Genomic DNA, 21864 nt, shown 5'->3' on the forward strand with positions numbered 1-21864 from the left:
AGGAGTGAACCGGGTGCGCGAGGCGGGGCGGGGGGTCATGCAGGCTGAGCGCTGAGCAATCTCGCGCAGCGCAGCAGACCGAGGTGACTGTAGGCCTGGGGGTGGTTGCCGAGCGACCGTTCGGCAATCGGGTCGTATTCCTCACTGAGCAGTCCGGTCGGTCCGGCGGCGCTGACGAGTTGAGCGAACAGAGCCTCGGCCTCGGCGCGTTGGCCCACCAGCAGGTATGCCTCGACGAGCCATGCTGCGCACAGGTGGAATCCGCCTTCGCCGCCGGGCAGACCGTCGTCGTGGCGGTAGCGGTAGACCGTTGACCCACTGCGTAGTTCGGCTTCGGTGGCGGTGACCGTGGCGGCGAAGCGCGGATCTGCCGGATCGATCAGGCCGGACAGCCCGATGAACAATGTCGCGGCATCGAGGTCGGTGCCGTCGTAAGCGGCGGTGAAGGACTGCACTTCGTCGTTCCAGCCGTTGGCGAGCACTTCTTCTCGGATGGTGTCACGAAGCTCGCTCCAGCGCGGTTCCGCTGTGCGACCGAATGTTTCGGCCAGTCCGAGGGCGCGGTCGACCGTGATCCACCCCATTACTTTGGAGTACACGTGATGGCGGGGATTGTCTCGGATTTCCCAGATGCCGTGATCGGGCTCGAACCAGCGTCGCTCGACGGCTTCGACCATCGCGCGGACGAGTTCCCAGTCGTCATCGGAGAGGCCGTTTTCCGAGCCCTTGGCCTTACGTGCGTGGGCGAGGGCGGACACCAATTCGACGATGGGGCCGAAGACGTCGAGCTGAACCTGTTGGTTGGCAGCGTTTCCCACGCGTACTGGACGTGAGCCCGCGTAGCCGGGCAGCTCGTCGATGACGGCCTCGGGTGGCAGGCCCAGGCCCCAGATGGTGTAGAGCGGGTGCAGGCGTTCGGGTCCCGACACCGATTCGAGTACCCCATGGATCCACGACAGGTAATTCTCGGCCTCGGCAGTCGATCCGACGTCGACCAGTGCGGTCGCGGTCAGTGCTGCATCGCGCAGCCAGCAGTATCGGTAGTCCCAGTTACGCACTCCACCGATGTCTTCGGGCAACGACGTGGTGGCGGCGGCCATGATCGAGCCGGATTCTGCGTGCACGAGGCCGCGCAGAGTCAGGGCCGATCGCTTCGTTAGATCGCGCTTGAGCGGCGGCAGGTCAAGGCCGTCGGCCCAGTCCTTCCAATACGACTCCGACGCTCGACGGCGTTCGACCTCGGGCCACGGGTGCTCGTCCAGATCGTCTGTGCCGAGCCGTAATTCGAGAACGATCGGCCCGTTCGACGGATCGACCTCGGCGTGGGCCGACTGCTGGGATCCGTCGGAGACGATGTTCCAGGTGACTCCGGGGCTGCGCAGAACCATCGGGTCTGCGGTGCCGAGGATGCGCAGGCCGTCGACGTCGGGTTCCAGCGACGCCCAGGCTTTTCCGAATTCCGGACGCGGCGCGAACGTGACGATGGCGGGTGCCTTGCCGGTGACGACGCGGGTCAGTGCGGTCTGGCCCTGGCCGATGTCGTGCGGGAGGTAGTCGGTGACCTGCAGGCTGGCCCATTTGGTCTGGACGGTCATCGTGCCGTCCACGTACTGCTGGCTCAGCGGAAGTGATGCGCGGACGGGTCCGATGCTGAAGTGACCGGCCTGATCGCCGCCGAGCAGATGCGCGAACACCGCTGCCGAATCGGGCTCGGGGTGACAGAGCCAGGTGACATCCGCATCGGGAGTGAGCAGCGCGACGGCGTTGGGGCTGGCCAACATCGTCAGTCGTTCGATGCGCGGGGCGTCGGCTCCGGAGAGCCACTGGCGACGCTCCTCGAGCAGGAACGCCAGTGCCAGCGCCACGTGCTCGGTGCTGTCGATGCGGAACTCGGCGAGGGTGTCGCCCGGTCCGATCTTGACTCCGATGTCGGGTCCGTGCAGGTGGCCGAATGCCTTCTCGTCGGTGACGTCGTCGCCGAAAAAGACTGCGGCAGTGGAGGCTTCCTGATGTCTGAGGATATCGAGGGCGACGCCCTTGTCGGTGATGATGACGGCCAGCTCGATGACGGACTTGCCCTCGGTCACCTGGACGCCGTCGCGTGCGGCAGCACCGGAACGCACGGCGGCCAGGGCTTCCTCGCCCGCGGCGGGCTCGGCGTTGCGCACGTGCAGTGCGACGCTGGCCGGCTTGGTTTCGATACTCACGCCCGGATGGGCGTCGGCGATGGCTTGGAGCTCGCCGGTGATGACGGTGAGGAGCTTCTTGGCGTCGTCGTCGATGGCGTTGACGAACCCGGCGTCGAACTCGCTGCCGTGGCTACCCACGAGCTGCACCTCGGACGGCAATCGCGAGAGGATCGCGAGATCGCGAAGAGCGCGGCCGGAGATGACCGCAGCGTTGGTGCCGGCGAGGGAGGCGAGCCCGCGCATGGCGCTGACGGACTCGGGGTGCGGGAAGGCCTTCTGCGGGTCGGAGACGATCGGAGCCATGGTTCCGTCGTAATCGGACGCGACGAGCAAACGCGGAGTCCGAGCGACTCCGACGAGTGCGCGGCGAAGTTCGAGCGGCAATTCGAGAGCAGTCACGCGTCGAATCTAGGCGATGAACCTCGTGTCGGCGTACCTGGCTTTGTGCGCTGGGTGCATCACTGCTGGTCGGGAACCAGACCGGGCGACGGCGTCACACCGGAAGCAGCCGACATCGACCTCGCGGATTTGGTGACGATGGCCAACATCGCTCGTTGGGCGGCGTCGGCGTCACCGGACTGGATGGAGGACGCGACCACTCCGTGCAACCGGATGGCCTCGGGGTCTGCTTGCCGCGACATCAAGGCATGGCGGGTGCGTCCGGCGAGTACCTCGACGACGATGTCCGACATCGACCGCAACATGGGATTGCCCGACGCCTCCAACAGCGTGCGGTGAAAGTTGCAGTCGTGTTCGAGGTAGGCCTCCGAGTCCGCGGAACGCGACGTCGACGACATACCGATAACCGCCGCGGTCAGCGCCCCGCAGTGCTCGGGGGTGGCTCGGTGGGCAGCGAGTTTGGCCGCCAGAGGCTCGATACCTGAGCGCAGTTCGCTGAGCAGCAGAAGCTGCTCGGCGCGGGCAGGACCGGCCAGTTGCCAGCGGATGACCACCGGGTCGAGGGAGTTCCAGTTCTGCGAACCCAGGACCGTGATGCCGACGCGTCGCCGAACGGTGAGCAGGCCCAGTGACTCGAGAACACGAACGACTTCTCGCACCACGGTTCGCGATACGGCGAACCGCACGGCGACGTCGTCGGCCGAGATTCGGGTGCCACTCGGGATCGCGCCACTCACGATGTCGCGCCCGAGCTCGTCGAGCACCGAATCGTGGAGTTGGCGAAAATCATTGGTCTCGGTCATGTCCGATCGATCGTCCCACGGGTTGCCCGGTTTCTCGCGTCTGTCCGATCCCGATGCACCGGATGGAGCAGTATCGAGGCATGGCAGCAGAGAAGACAGGCAGAGCGCACCATCCGGTTCTCGTGGTGATTGGGGTATCCGGATCGGGCAAATCAACCGTGGCAGGCATCCTCGCCGGAGCCTTGAAATGGGACCTCCAAGAGGGCGACGACCTGCACCCGGACGCCAACGTCGCGAAGATGGCGTCGGGTCAGCCCCTGACCGACGAGGACCGATGGCCGTGGCTCGACATCATCGCCGAGTGGATCACCGACCACACCAGCACGGGACGATCGGGAATCGTGACGTGCTCGGCACTCAAACGGTCGTATCGGGACGTACTGAGCGCAGGAGCCAGGGACGGGGCGCCGGTGATCTTCGTGCACCTGGCCGGAACCAAGGACCGAATCAGCGGGCGTCTGAATGCACGGATGGACCACTTCATGCCGTCCTCGCTGCTGGACACCCAGATCTCGACACTGGAACCCCTCGGCGACGACGAGAACGCCATCGTCGTCGACATCGGCCCGCCGCCCACCAAAATCGCCGAACACGTCCTCGTCGAACTCGAAAAACGCGCAGGAATGTCCGAAAGCCACTGAGTGCTGCCTGCCTCTGCCCTCTCGCTCCCCACCCGGGTTCGGATCAATGCGGGATTCAGTCGGTCAGAGTGCGGCAATGGGACATTGATCCACACCCGGGGGCCGAAACAGGGCAGAGGTCCGGGGCGGAGTGTCCGGTAAGTGCATATTCCAAGCAAGCGCGCTTGATTTTAAGTACTACGAATGACCGAAAGGACTTGTAAAAGTACGACGAATGCGAGAAGGTGAGCTTGTTCACTTTTCAGTGAGGAGACAGCTCATGGTGCGAGGCGCACCCGCCAGGCCGGTCCAACTTCCCGTTCCCAATGCAGATGTCTGGGACTGGCAACTCGACGGTCTGTGTCGTGGTCTCGACTCGTCCGTGTTCTTCCATCCCGAGGGGGAGCGAGGCCGTGCCCGCGCCACTCGGGAAAAGACCGCCAAGCAGGTCTGCGGCCGGTGCCCGGTGCTCGAGCAATGCCGTCAGCACGCACTCGAGGCGAACGAGCCGTACGGCGTGTGGGGCGGAATGTCTGCACACGATCGCGCAGACTTCTACCGCGGAGCCGTTCGTACCGCTTGATCGGAAAACCTGTCGGTGGGCTCGTGTTTCATGACGACCCATGAACAAGGTCCTGCGTGCGACGCTCGTCAGTGCGGTCGTCATCACCACCGTCATCGGAATCGCGTCGTTCGTGTTGAGTTTCGCCGCACTGTGGGATCTAGCCACGATGGCGGGCGTCCCGCGTTCTCTGTCGTGGCTGTGGCCCGTGATCGTCGACGGCACCATCTTGCAGGCCACGATCTCCGTTATCGCACTCGCCCAATTCGAGGAACAACGCAGTGGTCGACGCTTTTTCTGGGGCGTGTTGATCACGGCGGCTCTGGTCAGTATCGGCGCAAATGCCATGCACGCCTTCATTTCCGACGCCGGAACACTGCATCCGGCGCTGTCGGCGGCCATTGCAACGGTCGCCCCGGTCAGTCTGTTGGCCGCGACCCACGGACTCGGCATCCTGGTCCGAGTGCCGGCCGAACTGCCGCGCGACGTCGAACTACCCGAACCCGAACAGACCCATGAAATCGCACAGGTCCATGCGGTCGAACAGACCGGCAAGGCCGAGGCGCAACAGCACCGCACAACCGAGCAACCCGACGACGTCGAGTCGAGCACCGCAGACGTTCCGGTCGATGCCCGGAGGCTGACGGTCCCCGGCGCCGCGAGCATCGACGACCATGACGGCGACACCTCGGGTGCGCGAACCCAGGAGACGCTGATCGAGGATGTTCGTCGCGATTCGCCGACGAGCGATATTCCGTTCACGTCCGTGCGCACGGTCGAACCATTGGACGACGTCGATCGCTGGATTCTCGACGAGGAACGGGTGGACGATCTCTATCCCGTCGACGCTCCGTGACATCCGGTGGCACCATCGAGTGATGAGCCAGAATCTGCCGAGATCCGTAGTTCCCGAGAAGCCGAAGCCGGGTCAGGAGTCGGTGTGGGATTACCCCCGTCCACCGAAGCTCGAGTCCTCCAACCGTTCGCTGGTCGTCCGGCTCGGCGGCGAGGTGGTCGCGCGCACCACCGCCGCGTACCGAGTGCTCGAAACCAGCCATCCGCCCACCTGGTACATCTCTCCCGCAGACGTGGTTCCGGGTGCGCTGACGCCGTCCGAGGCCCGGTCGACGCACTGCGAATGGAAGGGCGCGGCGACGTACTGGGACGTGCACGGAGGGGACGCCGTGGCACCGGCCGCGGGGTGGAGCTACGAGAACCCGACACCGCGGTTCGCCGAGATCGCCGGCTACCTCGCGTTCTCACCCAGCCGACTCGACTGCGAAATCGACGGCGAGGCGGTCCGGCCGCAAGAAGGCGGTTTCTACGAGGGCTGGATCACCGACGACGTGGTCGGGCCGTTCAAGGGCATTCCAGGCTCCTACGGCTGGTGATCACTCACCCCGCGGGTAGCTCGGCGCGGGGGATGATCTGAATCGAACTCGTTGCGCCGGGGTCGCTGCCGGTCACCAGCACGTCCCCGGTGCGCGGGTCCACGGCAACGGAGTTGGCCTGTGTCACGGTCGGGACGTCGCCCAGGATTCGCGGTGCGGAGACGTCCGAAACATCGACCACGCGCAGCAGATTCGACGCTGTCAACGTCACGAACAGCAGTGCCCGGTCGCGGTCGACGGCAAGTCCGTACGGATTTCCCGGGGCCTCGATCGACGCGGTCTGGCGAATACTCCCCGCAGCGTCGACCGAAGCGAGAAGAACGGTTCCGCCGTCGGTGTCGGCGAACCCGGCTGTTGTCTCGTTCACCGTCACGGCGTGGGTCAGCTTGACGCCGATCGGGGCCTGCGCCACCTCCCGCTGGGTCGCGCCGTCGTAGACCCACACACCGTTGCCCTGCACGTCTGCGACGGCGGCGTACGGGCCGAGAGCGGCAGCGCCACCGGGCTGGACCGGGCCCGGCGGTAGCTCCGACAAGACCGATCCCTCGCGCAGGAAGATCACCCCGCCGCCCATCTCGTTGGTAGCCACGATCGTGCCGCCGGAGGTGAGCACCGCGTCGTGCGGTTGGCGTCCGACACCCGTGGCCGTGGACAGGATCGCGCCGTCGTTCAGCGCCACTTCGAGTAGTTCGTCACTGCCTTCGAGCGGGGCCAGGACCGGGCCGTCGAGACCTGCCAGCGACAGGTGCCGGGGTGCGCCCGTCGTCTGGACCATCTGCCGGACGGCACCCGTCGCCGCGTCGAACAGCACCACGCCGTCGGGCTCGCGTACTCCGGCGGCGGCGATGCCCGACGTCCCCACGACGATGCCCTCGGGAGCCCCGGGGAGCGGAACGACAGTTCCGACGGGATCGGCAGAATCGGGTGCCTGGGCCGGTTCGGCTGCCGGAGTTGTTGCCGGAGTGGTTGCCGGCGAGGGGGATTCGTCAGGGGCAGGAGAGCACCCCACGAGCAGGAGGCACGTGACCGTCGCCGCGGTGAGAGCGGTTTTCACGATCGGCGGTACTGCTCGAAGTGCAGGGCATCGTCCAGTGGACGCCCCGTGCGCCAGCCGAATCGCTCGAGATCCGGTACCTCCTGGAACGACTCGACCGGGCCCACACACAACCATGCGATCGGACGCACCGGGGCGGGGATGTCGAGCAGTTCGGTGAGGTACGCCTCGTCGTAGAACGACACCCAGCCGACCCCGACGTTCTCGGCTATCGCTGCGAGCCAGAGGTTTTCGATGGCCAGTACTGCCGAGAACAATCCGGTGTCGTCGACGGTGTCGCGACCGAGGACGTGCGGGCCTCCCCGGTTCGGGTCGTACGTGACCACCACTCCGGTGCCGCTGGTCTCGATCCCTTCGATACGGATGGGATCGAACGTCTGTCGGCGCTCGGAGTCGAGCTTGTCCGCGAAGTCCTGTCGGCAGTCGGCGACGTGTGCGGCGAAGGCGCTCAACGTGTCGGGTTTGCGGACCACCACGAAATCCCAGGGCTGGGTGTTACCGACGCTCGGTGCCTGATGCGCTGCGCCGAGGATGCGGCGCAAGGTGTCGTCGTCGACGACGGTTCCGTCGAACTCGGCTCGCACGTCGCGGCGAGATCGAATGGCCGCGTATACCGACAGTGTGGCTTCGGTCATGATATCCGTTCTCCGATAACAGTTTTCAGGTTCTCGTTCAGTTCGTAGACGAGGGCGGGCAGGTGCTCGCCGGGGGTGGGGCGGCCCAGATGGAAGCCCTGCGCCCGTCCGCATCGCAGCTCACGCAACACCGATACCGTCCTTTCGTCCTCCACGCCCTCTGCGGTCACCGACAGCCCCAGTGTGCGCGCCAGTTCGATGGTCGAGCGAACGATGGCGGCGTGAGTGGCATTGTGCGACATTCCGCTGACGAACGTTCGATCTATCTTGAGTTCCTGGACCGGGAGGCGCTCGATGTAGGCCAGAGAACTGTAGCCCGTGCCGTAATCGTCGATGGCGACCTGCACTCCCATGGCGTGCAGACCGGCCAGCACTTCCGTGGCACCGGCGGGGTCGGTCATCGCGGAGCTCTCGGTGACCTCCAAGGTCAACTGCTCTGCAGGGCAATCGAACTCGGACAGGACTCGGGACACGTGGAAGATCAGACTGTCGTCGAACAGGTTTCGAGTGGAGATGTTGACGGCCATGCGCAGGTTCAGGCCCGATGCTGCCCATCGCTGTCGTTCCGCCAGGGCTTGCTCGAGGACGTAGCGGGTCAGTGGGCGGATCAGTCCGGTGTGCTCGGCCGTGGGCAGAAATGCGCTGGGAGAGAGAATGTCTCCACTCGGGTGGTGCCAACGCAGCAAGGCTTCGACCCCCACCACGGTCATCGAGTCCAGGTCGACCTGGGGCTGATAGCGCAGTCTCAGTTGATCCGACGCGAGGGCGGCGGTGAGCTCGCCCAGCATGATCAACTGCTCGCTCTTGTCCCGGTCCATGGACCGGTCGTAGTACGCGACGCGCGATTGCACGGTCTTCGCGGCCTGCACGGCGAGGTCGGCGCGCTGCACCAGACGGTCGGGTGTGGCGTCGTCCTCGGCGACGCGCGCCGGGGCGTTCGTCGCCACCCCCACGCTCGCTTCGATGAGCAACGACATGTTGCCCACCTCGAACGGCGTCGAGAATTGTTCCAGTATGTCGCGGGCGAGGGCTGCGGGATCCATCGAATCCGACTCACCGCACAACGCGAATTCGTCACCGGCCAAGCGTGCCAACAGGATCGCGTCGTCGCCCACCGTGCGCAGTCGGGTGGCGACGGCGGCCAACACCTGATCTCCGAGGCCCCGTCCGAACGTGTCGTTGATTTCGGTGAAGCGGTCGATGTCGACCGTCAGCAATGTCGATTCACCGGCGTTGCCGTAGATCCGGTGTTCGAGGGCGCGCAGATTGGCCAGCCCGGTGAGGTGGTCGGTGTCGGCGACGGCACGGAGCTGAACGGTCTGGGTGTGCAGCAGTCGCAGCAGGTCGGTGATGCGCAGGATCACCAGGACCACCAGAATGCCCGCGCACAGCATGACCGCCCATCCCCATTGTGCGATCGGCTTCTCGCGCACGACTTCGACGACCATCACGGCGGGGGCGGTGAGCGTGGCGGCGGTCAGCACGACGACGGACGGTGTGGTGAACGACGCCATCAGGTGGGCGTCGGATTCGATGGTGGGACTGGTGATTCTCCGCATCGACGGGTGGAGTGCGGCGACGCCGATGAGGACGTAGGACAGCGTCCATCCCGCGTCGAGCAGCGAGCGGTCGGCCGAGGAATCGGACACGATGGAGAAGTTGTTGACGGTGTCGGTGACGACGAGCAGGACCACCGCCGCGGTGAGCAGTCGGTAGGACAGTGCCCGCCACTGACGAGAGCCGACGAAGTGGGCGAGCAACCCGAGCAGAAAGATGTCCATCGCGGGATAGGCGACATCGACCAGCCCGGCGACGCCGGAAATGCCGTCCCCATCCAGCGACGGTTGGACCGCAAAAACCCAGGTGAGCAGTGCGAATGCGACCATCACGATAGCGCTGTTGGCGATGTGGCCGCGTTCGCTCGCCCTCCACTTGTGCCGGACCAGCAGAAACAGTCCGAAACCGTAGATCGGGTAGCCGACGAGGTAGAGCGCGTCGGCGAGCGACGGGTAGGACGCGACGCCTCCGCCGGCGTGAAGCCACTCGTAGACGATGTCGCCGAGCACCCACACCGCGGTGCCCGCGGCGATGCTCCACCAGGCGGTTCGGTTGCGCGGACGGTTGAGCCTCGTTCCCACGATCGTGGCGGCGACGGCGGACGCCCCGACCACGACGAAGATCGATTGCGACCAGACGGAGTCGGGCACCGCGAAGTAGGCGATGCAGCCGAGTACGCCGAGTGCTCCGTACCACCGCCACCAGGCCGTCACAGTTGTCTCCAGCCGTTCGCGTGATCCGACGACTCAACAATGGCACATCAGGTGACCTGGGTCACTTTCTCGGGGTGTTTTTCGGGCTCGATGCAGGTAACGGGGATGTCGGTGCCTCGTGGGAGCATGAAATCGTGGAGTCGAACGCCGGGAAGGCGAAGAGCGGGGAAGCGAGCATCATGCACGCCGATCTCGACTCCTTCTATGCCTCGGTGGAGCAGCGAGACGACCCGCGGTTGCGGGGAAAACCGGTGATTGTCGGCGGGGGGGTGGTACTCGCGGCCAGCTACGAGGCCAAGGCCTTCGGGGTACGCACCGCGATGAGCGGTGGGCAGGCGCGGGCGGTCTGTCCGCAGGCGATCGTCGTGCCTCCGCGTATGGAGGCGTACTCCCAGGCGAGCAAGGACGTGTTCGACGTCTTTCACGACACGACGCCGCTCGTCGAGGGAATCTCCATCGACGAGGCCTTTCTCGACGTCGGAGGCCTGCGCAAGATAGCGGGCAGTGCACTCGACATCGGGCAGCAACTGCGCCGCGACGTCGCCGAACAGGTCGGGCTCCCGATCACCGTCGGGATTGCCACCACCAAGTTCCTGGCGAAGGTGGCCAGTGCGTTCGCCAAACCCGACGGGCTGCTGTTGGTGCCACCCGGTGGTGAACTCGAGTTCCTGCACCCGCTGAACATCGAACGGCTGTGGGGCGTCGGCAAGGTCACCGCCGAGAAGCTGCACGTGCTCGACATCCGAACCGTGGGAGACATCGCGGCCTACGGCGAGAGATCGCTGGCCTCGGTGTTGGGAAAGGGCGCAGGAGCGCACCTGTACGCACTGGCCATGGGCCGAGATCCGCGCCGCGTGCAGCCCGGAAAGTCGCGTAGTTCCATCGGTGCCCAACGGGCCCTGGGCCGCGGGCGGCACGACGCGGCCGAGGTGGAGGCGTCGTTGATCGGTCTCGTCGATCGCGTCACGCACCGAATGCGGGGCGCGCAGCGGACCGGCCGAACGGTCATGTTGCGCTTGCGGTTTGCCGATTTCACTCGGGCCACCCGATCGCACACCCTCGATCGCGCCACCGCCGACACCCGGGACATCCTCGATGCCGCCCTCGAGCTGCTGCACGAGGCGGCTCCGCTGATCGCGGAGAAGGGCATCACGCTGGTCGGGGTGACGGTCTCGAGCATCGACAGGGGTGGAGCCGAGCAACTGGAACTGCAGTTCGACGCCCCCTCGGTACGCAGACCACCCGAGGCGTCGGCTCTCGACCGTGCGTTGGATGGGGTGCACAAGAAGTTCGGGTCGACGTCGCTGACGCGCGGGGTACTGCTCGGACGAGACCCGGGGGTATCGGTACCGCTGCTGCCGGACTGACTACGTGCGCACCGTGGGCTGCACCCGAAGCCCTCGGGCATCATGGTCAGCCGCTCCGTGACTTTCAGCCGATACGACGGGTCGGCCTGCAGATCGAAGCGTTGCAGCACGGTGCCGAGTACCAGTACGGCCTCATGGATGGCGAATTGCCTTCCGATGCATGCTCTTTCGCCCGTCCCGAAGGGCTTGTACACGTGCGCCGGCCGAGCTTTGATGCGGGCGGGCAGAAAGTTGTCGGGGTCGAATTTCTCCGGCCGGTCGCCCCACACCGGATCTCGGTGCAGGGCCGTCGCGAGCACGATCGCCCAGTCTCCTGCCGCCATGGGGTAGCCGTCGCCGATGACGGTGTCGGCTCGTGCGCCGCGTCCGAACGCGGGAACCGTCGGCCACAGACGCAGTGATTCGTCCAGGACTCGGCGGACGTACCGGAGTTTGGGGACCTGGCCGAACTCCGGCTTGTCCGTCCCCCATATCTCGTCCACCTCGGCCCGAGCACGTTCGAAGACGTCGGGGTGGGTGGCCAGGAAGTACAGTGCGAAAGACAATGCACCAGAGGTGGTCTCGTGCCCGGCGATCAAAAACGTCAGAATCTGGTGGCCGATGTTGGCTTCGCTCAATGCATTCGGGTTGTCGGCCTCGCGCGCCGCGTCCATCATGATCTGCAGTAGGTCGGTGAAGTCGCCGTCGGACTGTCGACGAGTACGTACGACGTCGGTGAGTACCTCGGCCAGGTACTTCTTGTTCTGCTCGTAGCGGCGGTCCGATCGGGCGAACAGCGGCGCGGCGAACGCCGGGATCGATACCAACGCCCGCCGTTGGTTGTACGTCAGTGCGCCCACCATCGCGGACACGAACGGGTGTGGTTCGGCGCGGGTGAACGAGCCGAAGCTGTAGCTGAATCCGGTGCGTCCGATGGTCTCGAGCGTCAGCTTCGTCATGTCCGAGGACACGTCGGTCGTCGACGCGTCGCGCGAACGCTCGGTCCAATGCTCGATCAGATCGTCCGCGACGTTCACCATGATGTCGTGGTAGCCCCGCATGGCTCCGGCGGTGAACGCCGGCCGCAACAGATCGTGGGCGCGTTGCCAGTTGGGCTCATGGTTGTAGGCGGTGAACAGGCCGTCGGCACCGATGTCGCGGAGGCGCTCGACGCCCGGCGGCAGGAACTTCTCGAAGCGGTGTTCGTCGCACAGATCGCCGACCACGTCGGCACCCGAGGCGAAGACGAAGCGTTTGCCGAGAATGTGGCGCTCGAACATCGGTCCGAGCCGGGCGGCCAGAGCGGTCGAATCCTGGATCGGCGAGCGCGGGTCGACGCCGATGACGTCGCCCAGTATCGGCAATCGATACGGCGGATGCGGTAGTACGCCGTCTCGTAGTGCGAATTCCGTCGACATGGCCGCTCCTCAGTCCCCGAACCGACTCGTTGAACCGGTGTCAAATAGTGACCGTACTCACCGTTGAACTCGTGTCAAGTAAGGTTCGAAACCCCATGACCACACCTCGAAAACGCATGACACCGGAGCAGCGGCGTGCGCAGCTGATCGAGATCGGGTCGACCCTGTTCGCCGAACGTCCCTACGAGGACGTGTGGATCGAGGAAGTGGCAGACCTGGCCGGGGTCTCACGGGGTCTGATGTATCACTACTTCCCGTCCAAGCGGGAGTTCTTCGTCGAGATCGTGCGCACCGAATCCGAGCGCAACCTCGCCGTCACCGCCCCGGACCCCTCGTTGCCGGTCCTCGAGCAGATAGCCGCCGGACTCGACGCCTACATCGCCTACACCGACGAGCATGCGCACGGTGTCCGAGCGGTCAATCGAGGCGCGCTGCTCGGAGACGACCGCATCAACGACATCCTCACGCGCGAGTTCGACATTCAGCAGCAGCGCATTCTCGACGCGCTGCCGGACGAGTTCCACGACGACGAGATGATCCGGGCCGCGCTCCGCGGGTGGGTGGCTTTCGTCCGCGCGGTCTGTCACGACTGGGTGGAGCGCAGGACTCTGAAGAGGGAACAGGTTCGCGAGCTGTGTCTGAAGGCGATTGCAGGTCTTCTCGAGGTGTGACCTGCGGGTCTATCGTCGGGGAATGTGCCGAAACATCACCACCCTGCGGGGATTGGAACCACACGCCACCGACGACGAGATCGAGGCCGCAGCGCGTCAGTACGTCCGCAAGATCAGCGGAGTTCAGAAGACGTCCGACGCCACCCGTGACGCGTTCGAGACGGCAGTCGCCGAGGTGACGGCCACGACGCATCGGCTGCTCGACGCCCTGCCGGACCGGCGGCAGCCACCTCCGACGGTGCCGCCGCTCAGGCGTCCGGAAGTGCAGGCGCGGATTGCCGCCAAGGCGGCTGCCGGGGCCTGATGCGCGCTAGCAGACCACTGCATCGAATGGATGGTTTTCCGCAGAATCGGACGCGCGATCGGGGTCGAGGGTGGCAAACTGGTCGAGTCAGGCGAAGGGGGTGACGATGACCGATCGACGACGACGACGCACGTTCGATTCCCGAGACGGTGACGCCGAGGTCGCCGAGCCGCTGCTGCGAGCGGTGTTGTCCTACGCGCCCCGCGACGAGTCCCCGATGCCCCATCCTTCCGAGGGCATCACCTTGCGGGCCGAGAACGGATCCGGTTCGATCCGCCTGGAATTGGCCATCGCCGACGATCTCGGGGTAGGCGTACCGGGACCGTTCGGATCCAGATTCTACGAATGTGGCTCGTTCGAAGTGGTTGTGCCGCAACGAGACCCACGCGAGGGTGCGTTGTTGATGATTCACCTGCTCGAAGCCCAGGCCCCGCATCGATTCGAGTTCACCGCATCCATGCCTGCGTGCTGGGAGTTGCGGCTCGAGCGAGACGGCTCCGTATCGGTGCTCGACGGCACCGGCGACGCAGTGATATTCATCGGTCGCCCATGGGCTTTCGACTCCGACCTGCACCCGGTGCACGTGTACTACACCATCGAGAACGGCCTGTTGGTGCAGAACGTCGGAGCTACGTCCGACACCGGATATCCCATTCTCGTCGACCCCGATCCCGAGGCGATCATCACCGGAGACGGCAGGCTCGTCACCGAGAGCTGGACACCGCGGCTGGTCGTCGGAGGCATCGTCGAGGACCTCCCGCCGCGGTCGATCTCCGGCCGAAAGATCATTCCCGGCTGAAAAGCGTTGCAGCGCAGTCAGAACGGATCGTGCTGAATGTGCTCCATCGGCGTACCGACCTTGCGCAGTGCGTACAGCGTGGTGCGCACCATCGACGGCGATCCACAGATCTGAATCTGCCGATCGGCCCACGAGCCGAACCGCGTCACCACCTTGCCCACCGGGCCGTGCAGTCGATGATGCATGCCCCACGGGAGTTCGCGCGTCGGACCCGAGTGCCACCACGGATCCTCGAGCTCCTCGGTCACCGGCACCACCGTCAGCCACGGATTCGACAACGACAGCTGCCACAGTGTGTCGAGGTCGTAGAGGTCGCACGGATACGTCCCACTGACGAACAGATGCACCCGCGGATTGGTGCTGCGCTGGGCCATCTCCATCACCTGCGCGCGCAACGGTGCCAAACCGGTGCCCCCGGCGATCATCAGCACGTCCTCGCCGATCGTGCGATCGACGTGCATGCCGCCCAGCGGCGGGCTGATCAGCCAACGGTCGCCGACAGTCGTTTCGGTGACCATCGCCGGTGATACCCAGCCTCCGGATACGCGTCGAACATGGAACTCGATCTCGCCGTAGGGGTTGCTGGGAATGGCAGGGGACAGGTAGCGCCACAGTTTGGGCCGCTGCGGAATCTGCACACTGACGTACTGGCCGGGGAAGTACGGAATCTCCCCGTCGGTCTTCAGTCGCACCACGGCCAGGTCGTCGAGCAGGCGGTGATGTTCGACGACCGTCGCGCTCCAGTACGGGGGCAGCTCGTCGTTGTCGGCGGCGGCCATCGCGTTGCTCACCACGGTGAGGGCGTCTCGCCAGGCGGTCTCGACCTCGTCGGTCCACATCTCGGTGCCGGCGAAGCTCCGGAAGGCGCTGATCAGCGCCGAACTCCCCGCCCGGAAATGTGCCCCGGAAATTCCGTGCTTGCGGTGGTCCCGGCCCAGCTGTTCGAGGAACGGCTCGACGCGGTCGGCATCGTCCAGATTGTCGAAGATGTACCCCAGTGCCAGGACGAAATGCTCGCGCAATGCGTCCATCGACGCCGGGAACAGGGAACGGAAGTCGGGATACTCGGCGAAAAGGTGAGCGTAGAACGACCGGGACAGCTGTTCGGGACCGTTCGGTGCAGCCGCTACCGACTTGAATCCGGTGCGGACCAGGGAGACCGTGCGTGCGTCGAGCAACCTCCACCCCCACCGATTGACACCTTCGACCGTCACCAAAGTAGACCGATCGAGACTTTCGCGCATCAGGGCTGCGCCCTCGTGCGCGTCTTGCGCCCCTCCAGGTACGCAAAACGCGCACGAGAAAAATCAAGGTTGAGCGGAACAGACTCAACTTGTCTATGGTTGTACCCAGCGACAGTCTCGAATCCCACTCTCGGAAGAAGGTGACCGGTGGACAGTTTCACTCCCACCACGAAGTCGCAGGCGGCGCTCTCTGCTGCCCTGCAGGCCGCATCCGCGGCCGGTAACCCGGACATTCGTCCGGCACATTTGTTGGTGGCGTTGCTCGATCAGACCGACGGCATCGCCACACCACTGCTGAAGGCCGTCGGCGTCGACCCTGCAACGGTGCGTCGAGAAGCGCAGAACCTCGTCGACCGCCTGCCCTCGGCATCCGGTTCGACCACCACTCCGCAACTCGGCCGTGAAACCCTCGCCGCGATCACCGCCGCACAGCATCTGGCCACCGAACTCGACGACGAGTACGTCTCCACCGAACACATCATGGTGGGCCTGGCGACCGGCAGCGACGACGTCGGCAAGCTGTTGACCGGTCACGGAGCCGGACCCAACGAGCTGCGCGACGCCTTCCAAGCCGTTCGCGGCAGTGCTCGGGTCACCAGCGCAGATCCCGAGAACACCTACCAGGCGCTGGAGAAGTACAGCACCGATCTGACCGCGCTGGCCCGCGAAGGCAAGCTCGATCCCGTCATCGGCCGCGACACCGAGATCAGGCGCGTCGTGCAGGTTCTCTCACGGCGCACCAAGAACAATCCGGTGCTCATCGGCGAACCCGGTGTCGGCAAGACGGCCATCGTCGAAGGACTCGCGCAACGCGTCATCGCCGGTGACGTACCGGAGAGCCTGCGCGGCAAGACCGTCGTCTCCCTCGACCTCGGTTCGATGGTCGCGGGCGCGAAGTTCCGCGGTGAGTTCGAGGAGCGGCTCAAAGCCGTGCTCGACGACATCAAGAACTCCGCAGGCCAGGTCATCACGTTCATCGACGAGCTGCACACCATCGTCGGAGCAGGTGCGACCGGTGAATCGGCGATGGACGCGGGCAACATGATCAAGCCGATGCTCGCCCGCGGTGAACTGCGCCTCGTCGGTGCGACAACCCTCGAGGAGTACCGCAAGTACATCGAAAAGGATGCCGCCCTCGAACGACGCTTCCAGCAGGTCTACGTCGGTGAGCCGTCGGTCGAGGACACCGTCGGCATCCTGCGCGGACTCAAGGAGCGCTACGAGGTGCACCACGGCGTCCGGATCACGGACTCCGCCCTGGTCGCCGCGGCCACGCTCAGTGACCGGTACATCACCGCCCGGTTCCTGCCGGACAAGGCCATCGACCTGGTCGACGAGGCCGCGTCCCGGCTGCGCATGGAGATCGACTCACGCCCGGTCGAGATCGACGAGGTCGAACGTGCCGTCCGTCGCCTCGAAATCGAGGAGATGGCCCTGGCGAAGGAGACCGACGACGCGTCGAAGGCTCGGCTCGACAAGCTCCGCCAGGAACTTGCCGATCTGCAGGAGAAGCTCGCCGGGCTCAGCACCCGCTGGCAGAACGAGAAGAACGCCATCGACTCGGTGCGGGTCCTGAAGGAGGAGCTCGAGAACCTGCGCGGCGAATCCGACCGCGCCGAACGCGACGGCGATCTGGGCCGGGCCGCCGAGCTGCGCTACGGACGTATCCCGACTCTTGAGAAGGAGCTCGCAGCCAAGACCGAGGACTCGCCGGCTCAGGGTGACGTCATGCTCAAGGAGGAGGTGGGACCGGACGACGTCGCCGACGTCGTCGCGGCCTGGACCGGAATTCCGGCAGGCCGGATGCTCGAGGGTGAGACCGCGAAGCTGCTCCGCATGGAAGACGAGCTCGGCAAGCGAGTCGTCGGGCAGAAGGGTGCAGTACAAGCGGTGTCCGACGCCGTCCGACGCTCCCGCGCCGGGGTGGCCGATCCCAACCGTCCGACGGGATCGTTCCTGTTCCTCGGACCGACCGGTGTCGGTAAGACCGAGCTGGCGAAAGCGTTGGCGGAGTTCCTCTTCGACGACGAACGCGCGATGGTGCGTATCGACATGAGCGAGTACAGCGAGAAGCATGCCGTCGCTCGGCTCGTCGGTGCACCTCCGGGCTACGTCGGCTACGAGGCCGGAGGTCAGCTGACCGAGGCCGTGCGTAGGCGTCCGTACACGGTTGTGCTCTTCGACGAGGTCGAGAAAGCGCACCCCGATGTGTTCGACATCCTGCTCGCAGTGTTGGACGAAGGCCGGCTCACCGACGGCCAGGGCCGGACCGTCGACTTCCGCAACACGATCCTGATCCTCACCTCCAACCTCGGTGCCGGCGGTACCAAGGAGCAGGTGATGGACGCGGTGCGGCGATCGTTCAAGCCCGAGTTCGTCAATCGACTCGACGACGTGGTGGTGTTCGACGCGTTGTCCGAGGATCAGCTCGAGTCGATCGTCGACATCCAGCTCGGCTTCCTCGCCAAGCGTCTGGCAGCTCGTCGACTGACGCTTGACGTGTCGTCACCGGCGAAGATGTGGCTCGCGGTTCGCGGCTACGACCCGCTGTACGGAGCGCGGCCGCTGCGTCGACTGATCCAGCAGGCCATCGGGGATCAACTGGCGAAGCTGCTGCTCGCCGGCGACGTCCACGACGGCGATGTGGTGTCGGTCGGTGTCAGCCCTGACGGAGAGCGCCTGATCCTGGGCTAGCCGCGGTCTTTTCCCGAGCAGGCCCGCACGAGTACAGCTCGTGCGGGCCTGTTTTTGCCTTCAACCGGGGTGTACCGGGTAGGTACGCTCGTGGGATGACGAATCCGGACGACCCGCGGTCACCCAGAGAACGCGATCAGGACGCGGCGGACGGGCCGGAGTCAGCAGAATCGACCCAGGCCTACGGACAGCAGTACCCCGGTGCCCAGCAGTATCCCGGTGCCCAGCAGTATCCCGACGGCTCGCAACCGACGGAGCAGTATCCGACACAGGCGGGTCAGAACCCGGACCCGCAGGCCTATCCGCCCGGTTATCAGCCCACGCAGGCCTTCCCGCCCTACGACCCGGAGCAGCAGGCGGCGGCAAATCAGGCATACGGCCAGACCCAGCAGTACGGTCAACCCCCGGGTTACGAGACTGCGCAGTACGGTCAACCCCAATATGGCCAGGCCCCGCAGTACGGCAACACTCAGCAATTCGGCCACACTCAGCAATTCGGGCAGCCGCCGGAGTACGGCGCTCCGCCGCCCACCGGGGATCCGAACGCGACCGATTCCGGCAGCAAGGGGCCCAGGCCGTGGGTTCTGGCGCTGATCGGACTCGTCGTCCTCGCCATTGTCGTGTTCTTCGGAATTTCCTTCCTGAGCGGGGGATCGGACGAGCCCAGCACCACTGCCACCGGTCCGTCGACGTCGACGTCGATCAGGCCGCCCACGTCGAGTGCGCCCACGACAGCGCCGCAGCCCACCGAATCGGGCACCGCCACCACGCCCGAGCTGATCCCAGGGGGAATTCCCGAGATTCTCGGTCAGCTGGGTTCGTCGGTGGGAACGATCAGCGCCAACGACGGTTCGACTCTGACGCTCGACGGCCTCGACGGCGCTCCGGTCACAGTGCAGACCACACCGCAGACCCAGATAATCTCGTTGTCCGGTCGCGATCTGGCGTCGTTGGCCGTCGGTGCTTTCGTCGTGGTGCAGGGCGAGGCCGTCGAGAACGGAATCATCCGTGCGAACGTCATCATCGAGACCCCCAAGCTCGGAGGGTAAGGCGGGAACGGAGCCTGCGGAATGACCCGCAGCTCTTCGTGCGGCTCCTATGACCGTTCACAGGAGTCGGCGGCGGTGGACGGGCGCGAGGTGGAAGTCGATTAAGGTGGTTCGCGATGACGGCAATGTGGTTCGGCCTGGCGGTAATTGCACTCGTGGGCGCAGCAGCGCTGCTCTACATCGACCGATCCAAGCGAGATCGATCCGGTCGGGTTCGGCAGATGTGGGCCAAGGCCCAGGGGTACGAGTACCGACCCCACGACCGAGAGCTGGTCACCCAGTTCTCGCGCGCCGCGCTGTCCAAGCCCGAGTTCGATGTGGCTCTCGGTGTCGTCACCGGAGTTCGGCGTGGTGAGGAGTTCGTACTCTTCGACGTCGAGGAAACGGGCACCATCGTGGCCGTGCAGCGTTCCGTCGGCTCCGACGTCGATATCGACCTGAGGCCCCGCTCGACGCCACCTCCGCGCGACGAGGACATGCAACTGCTCGGGTCCATCGGACCGCGAGTGGTGTTCGCCACCGACGTCGACATCGCTCGTCGTGTCTGTGACCAGCGGATGGCTGCGTTCACCGAGTCGATTCCCGAGAATCTGCAGCTGTTGTGGAGTGAACAGGACTGGACTCTCGGATCGATGCCCCTGACCAGCTCGGGGCGCGATTGGGATGCCGCGATCGATGCGGTGGCGCGACTGTCGGGGATGCTGCACGTTCTGCCGCCGGTCCGCGGTAGCGCGGTGTACGGCTCGCGTCCGGGCGGCGGCGAGTCCGTTCGTGATCGAAGCGATCCGGGTCGACCGTTGGTGCAGGAACCGCGCGTCGGGCCGCCCCGCAACCAGCAGTCCGGGAACGTCCCGCCGCGCGGTGTGGAGCCGCGCAGTGTCGAGCCTCGCGGTGTGGAGACGAGAAGTCCTGCTGCCGATTCTCGTCCGCAGCAGGCGACTCGACGGCCGAGTCCACCGAGGCCGGATCAGAGCGGACCGCAGGCCACGCGATCGGTGAATCCGGTGCGACCGGTGCCGCGTCCGCCCGTGTCCCGTCCGATTCCGTTCGATGCGGATCGGCGACGCAACCAACCCTGATCATTCTCGGGCGTGCCTACCGGCCTCGGCGGCTGGGCACCGTTAAATTCGTACCTCGTGACGGTTTTCTCGGGCGTTGTGGTCCTCGTGCTGGTACTCGTCGTTCTCGGTTACATCCTGAGTGTGGTGCGCCGCCTCGCGCGGTACCGCGGTCTGGCCGAGCAGAGCGCACGGCTCGTCGACATCGAGCTCGAGCGTCGATACGAGCAACTGCAACCGTTTCTGACTGCGGCCGAGTCGGCGGACCTGTCGGGCGACCTGCTGCGGCAGCTCGCCGGAGCGCGTTCGTGGTCCAAGGCAGTCCGTGATCGCGGACTGGGCCTGCAGGCGCAGGCTGCCGCCGAGAACGCTCTGTCCGCCGCCTTCCACGCGGTTCTCGACGACGCCGAAGCGCGCCGCAGTGTCGTCGGCAACTGGGCGTTCCAGGGGCCGGCCGGCGACCTGACGGTCACCGAGAAGCGGATTGCCGGCGCGGTGCGGGTGTACAACGACACGGCGTATCAGCTGTCCGAGGCCGTCGGATCGTTCCCCTCGTCGCTGGTCGCGAAGGCTCGCTCGGTGACCGCGCCCGAACCGTTCGTCGAAACCAAGGAGTCCCTGGACGAGCACCGCGCCGCCGAGGTCGCCGCGTAGGGGAGCGCTGCGCCCAGTACCCGGGTGCGGGTGGTCGAGAATCTCGGTGGGTAAGTTCGTACCGACCCGACCGCCTCATGGCACGACGAGAGGAACCCGAACATGGCCGACAGCGCTGCGAATTCGGACAGGCAGGAACTGGCCGATCTGGTGAAAGAGCTCGCCGTCGTGCACGGGAAGGTGACGTTGTCCTCGGGCAAGGAAGCCGACTACTACGTGGATCTGCGTCGGGCGACCCTCCATCATCGCGCAGGTGCATTGATCGGTTCGCTGATGCGCGAACTCGTCGCCGACTGGGATTTCGCGTCGGTCGGCGGTTTGACGATGGGCGCAGATCCCGTCGCGATGGCGATCATGCACGCGCAGGGCCGGCCGATCGACGCATTCGTGGTGCGCAAGGCAGCGAAGGCGCACGGTATGCAGCGTCAGATCGAGGGACCGGACATTGTCGGCAAACGTGTTCTGGTGGTGGAAGATACGACGACGACCGGCAATTCGCCCCTGACCGCAGTTCGAGCCCTGCGCGACGCGGGCGCGACGGTGGTCGGGGTCGCCACTGTCGTGGATCGGGCGACGGGTGCGGACGATGTCATCGCCGCCGAAGGGCTCGAATATCGATCCCTGCTCGGCTTGGCCGACCTCGGTCTGTAGCCACTTCGCGGCCGGACCGGGGGCCCGGCCGCGAAAATGACTGTCTACAAGCC

General features: G+C 65.7%; 19 protein-coding genes and 1 pseudogene. 13 read left to right on the forward strand and 7 right to left on the reverse strand.

The window, feature by feature from the left end; genetic code table 11:
• Positions 1–35: 35 nt before the first annotated feature.
• Positions 36–2588, reverse strand: a complete 2553-nt coding sequence (gene otsB / locus CH262_RS05905) for a trehalose-phosphatase (protein WP_094717216.1) — start codon at positions 2586–2588, stop codon at positions 36–38.
• A 59-nt stretch (positions 2589–2647) separates the two neighbouring features.
• Complete coding sequence (locus CH262_RS05910) at positions 2648–3391, reverse strand: FadR/GntR family transcriptional regulator (RefSeq protein ID WP_027494331.1); 744 nt, start codon at positions 3389–3391, stop codon at positions 2648–2650.
• 80 nt (positions 3392–3471) lie between these two features.
• On the opposite strand from CH262_RS05910, the gene CH262_RS05915 reads away from it, so the two are divergent.
• The 4 genes from CH262_RS05915 to CH262_RS05930 all read left to right on the forward strand — a co-directional run bounded on the left by CH262_RS05915 (position 3472) and on the right by CH262_RS05930 (position 5964).
• Complete coding sequence (locus CH262_RS05915) at positions 3472–4032, forward strand: gluconokinase (protein WP_094717375.1); 561 nt, start codon at positions 3472–3474, stop codon at positions 4030–4032.
• 259 nt (positions 4033–4291) lie between these two features.
• Positions 4292–4594: a WhiB family transcriptional regulator gene (locus tag CH262_RS05920; RefSeq protein WP_032364923.1), complete on the forward strand. Its 303-nt coding sequence runs from the start codon at positions 4292–4294 to the stop codon at positions 4592–4594.
• A 40-nt stretch (positions 4595–4634) separates the two neighbouring features.
• Positions 4635–5429 (forward strand): DUF2637 domain-containing protein, encoded by a 795-nt coding sequence (locus tag CH262_RS05925; RefSeq protein WP_094717217.1) that lies wholly within the window; start codon positions 4635–4637, stop codon positions 5427–5429.
• A gap of 22 nt (positions 5430–5451) precedes the next feature.
• On the forward strand, positions 5452–5964 hold the full coding sequence (locus CH262_RS05930) for a DUF427 domain-containing protein (RefSeq protein WP_032364925.1): 513 nt from the start codon (positions 5452–5454) through the stop codon (positions 5962–5964).
• Between the two features lie 4 nt (positions 5965–5968).
• On the opposite strand, the gene CH262_RS05935 is transcribed toward CH262_RS05930, so the two are convergent.
• Genes CH262_RS05935 through CH262_RS05945 form a run of 3 tightly spaced genes read right to left on the reverse strand, consistent with a single transcriptional unit; the run spans position 5969 to position 9923 of the window.
• Positions 5969–7018, reverse strand: coding sequence for a hypothetical protein (locus CH262_RS05935; protein WP_094717218.1), 1050 nt, complete (start codon positions 7016–7018; stop codon positions 5969–5971).
• Positions 7015–7638, reverse strand: a complete 624-nt coding sequence (gene bluB / locus CH262_RS05940) for a 5,6-dimethylbenzimidazole synthase (RefSeq protein ID WP_179274518.1) — start codon at positions 7636–7638, stop codon at positions 7015–7017. The genes CH262_RS05935 and bluB overlap by 4 nt, the downstream gene beginning before the upstream one ends.
• An 11-nt stretch (positions 7639–7649) precedes the next feature.
• The gene (locus tag CH262_RS05945; RefSeq protein WP_094717219.1) at positions 7650–9923 is read right to left on the reverse strand and encodes a putative bifunctional diguanylate cyclase/phosphodiesterase; all 2274 of its coding nucleotides are present in this window, start codon (positions 9921–9923) and stop codon (positions 7650–7652) included.
• Positions 9924–10102: 179 nt separating this feature from the next.
• Between CH262_RS05945 and dinB the strand changes: the two genes are divergently transcribed.
• Entirely contained in the window at positions 10103–11290 is a 1188-nt protein-coding gene (gene dinB, locus CH262_RS05950; protein WP_032364970.1) for a DNA polymerase IV, read from the forward strand.
• 26 nt (positions 11291–11316) lie between these two features.
• On the opposite strand, the pseudogene CH262_RS05955 reads toward dinB, so the two are convergent.
• Positions 11317–12687 (reverse strand): annotated as a pseudogene (locus tag CH262_RS05955) (cytochrome P450); the annotation flags it as partial.
• Between the two features lie 95 nt (positions 12688–12782).
• Between CH262_RS05955 and CH262_RS05960 the strand changes: the two are divergent.
• The 3 genes from CH262_RS05960 (at position 12783) to CH262_RS05970 (ending at position 14461) form a co-directional block, all read left to right on the forward strand.
• Positions 12783–13358 (forward strand): TetR/AcrR family transcriptional regulator, encoded by a 576-nt coding sequence (locus CH262_RS05960; RefSeq protein WP_027494321.1) that lies wholly within the window; start codon positions 12783–12785, stop codon positions 13356–13358.
• A gap of 22 nt (positions 13359–13380) precedes the next feature.
• Positions 13381–13662, forward strand: a complete 282-nt coding sequence (locus tag CH262_RS05965; RefSeq protein WP_032373673.1) for a DUF2277 domain-containing protein — start codon at positions 13381–13383, stop codon at positions 13660–13662.
• Between the two features lie 106 nt (positions 13663–13768).
• Positions 13769–14461, forward strand: coding sequence for a hypothetical protein (locus CH262_RS05970; protein ID WP_143547072.1), 693 nt, complete (start codon positions 13769–13771; stop codon positions 14459–14461).
• 17 nt (positions 14462–14478) lie between these two features.
• Here the strand turns inward: CH262_RS05970 and CH262_RS05975 are convergent, their stop codons facing one another.
• On the reverse strand, positions 14479–15639 hold the full coding sequence (locus tag CH262_RS05975; RefSeq protein WP_032382279.1) for a globin domain-containing protein: 1161 nt from the start codon (positions 15637–15639) through the stop codon (positions 14479–14481).
• 213 nt (positions 15640–15852) lie between these two features.
• Between CH262_RS05975 and clpB the strand changes: the two genes are divergently transcribed.
• The 5 genes from clpB to pyrE all read left to right on the forward strand — a co-directional run bounded on the left by clpB (position 15853) and on the right by pyrE (position 21811).
• Complete coding sequence (gene clpB, locus CH262_RS05980; RefSeq protein ID WP_094717221.1) at positions 15853–18399, forward strand: ATP-dependent chaperone ClpB; 2547 nt, start codon at positions 15853–15855, stop codon at positions 18397–18399.
• Between the two features lie 95 nt (positions 18400–18494).
• The gene (locus CH262_RS05985) at positions 18495–19448 is read left to right on the forward strand and encodes a DUF5666 domain-containing protein (protein WP_094717222.1); all 954 of its coding nucleotides are present in this window, start codon (positions 18495–18497) and stop codon (positions 19446–19448) included.
• 116 nt (positions 19449–19564) lie between these two features.
• Positions 19565–20527: a hypothetical protein gene (locus CH262_RS05990; protein WP_094717223.1), complete on the forward strand. Its 963-nt coding sequence runs from the start codon at positions 19565–19567 to the stop codon at positions 20525–20527.
• A 57-nt stretch (positions 20528–20584) separates the two neighbouring features.
• Complete coding sequence (locus CH262_RS05995; protein WP_094717224.1) at positions 20585–21160, forward strand: LemA family protein; 576 nt, start codon at positions 20585–20587, stop codon at positions 21158–21160.
• A gap of 102 nt (positions 21161–21262) precedes the next feature.
• Entirely contained in the window at positions 21263–21811 is a 549-nt protein-coding gene (gene pyrE / locus CH262_RS06000) for an orotate phosphoribosyltransferase (RefSeq protein ID WP_027494314.1), read from the forward strand.
• The last annotated feature ends 53 nt before the right edge of the window (positions 21812–21864 follow it).

This window comes from Rhodococcus sp. 05-2255-1e (genome assembly GCF_002259025.1).
Lineage (GTDB): Bacteria > Actinomycetota > Actinomycetes > Mycobacteriales > Mycobacteriaceae > Rhodococcoides > Rhodococcoides fascians.

Bases quoted from the DNA above. Each gene is read 5' to 3' on its own strand.
- CH262_RS05910 (WP_027494331.1), bottom strand. From the start codon at position 3,391: ATGACCGAGACCAATGATTTTCGCCAACTCCACGATTCGGTGCTCGAC.
- CH262_RS05915 (WP_094717375.1), top strand. From the start codon at position 3,472: ATGGCAGCAGAGAAGACAGGCAGAGCGCACCATCCGGTTCTCGTGGTG.
- CH262_RS05920 (WP_032364923.1), top strand. From the start codon at position 4,292: ATGGTGCGAGGCGCACCCGCCAGGCCGGTCCAACTTCCCGTTCCCAAT.
- CH262_RS05925 (WP_094717217.1), top strand. From the start codon at position 4,635: ATGAACAAGGTCCTGCGTGCGACGCTCGTCAGTGCGGTCGTCATCACC.
- CH262_RS05930 (WP_032364925.1), top strand. From the start codon at position 5,452: ATGAGCCAGAATCTGCCGAGATCCGTAGTTCCCGAGAAGCCGAAGCCG.
- dinB (WP_032364970.1), top strand. From the start codon at position 10,103: ATGCACGCCGATCTCGACTCCTTCTATGCCTCGGTGGAGCAGCGAGAC.
- CH262_RS05960 (WP_027494321.1), top strand. From the start codon at position 12,783: ATGACCACACCTCGAAAACGCATGACACCGGAGCAGCGGCGTGCGCAG.
- CH262_RS05965 (WP_032373673.1), top strand. From the start codon at position 13,381: ATGTGCCGAAACATCACCACCCTGCGGGGATTGGAACCACACGCCACC.
- CH262_RS05970 (WP_143547072.1), top strand. From the start codon at position 13,769: ATGACCGATCGACGACGACGACGCACGTTCGATTCCCGAGACGGTGAC.
- CH262_RS05985 (WP_094717222.1), top strand. From the start codon at position 18,495: ATGACGAATCCGGACGACCCGCGGTCACCCAGAGAACGCGATCAGGAC.
- CH262_RS05990 (WP_094717223.1), top strand. From the start codon at position 19,565: ATGACGGCAATGTGGTTCGGCCTGGCGGTAATTGCACTCGTGGGCGCA.
- pyrE (WP_027494314.1), top strand. From the start codon at position 21,263: ATGGCCGACAGCGCTGCGAATTCGGACAGGCAGGAACTGGCCGATCTG.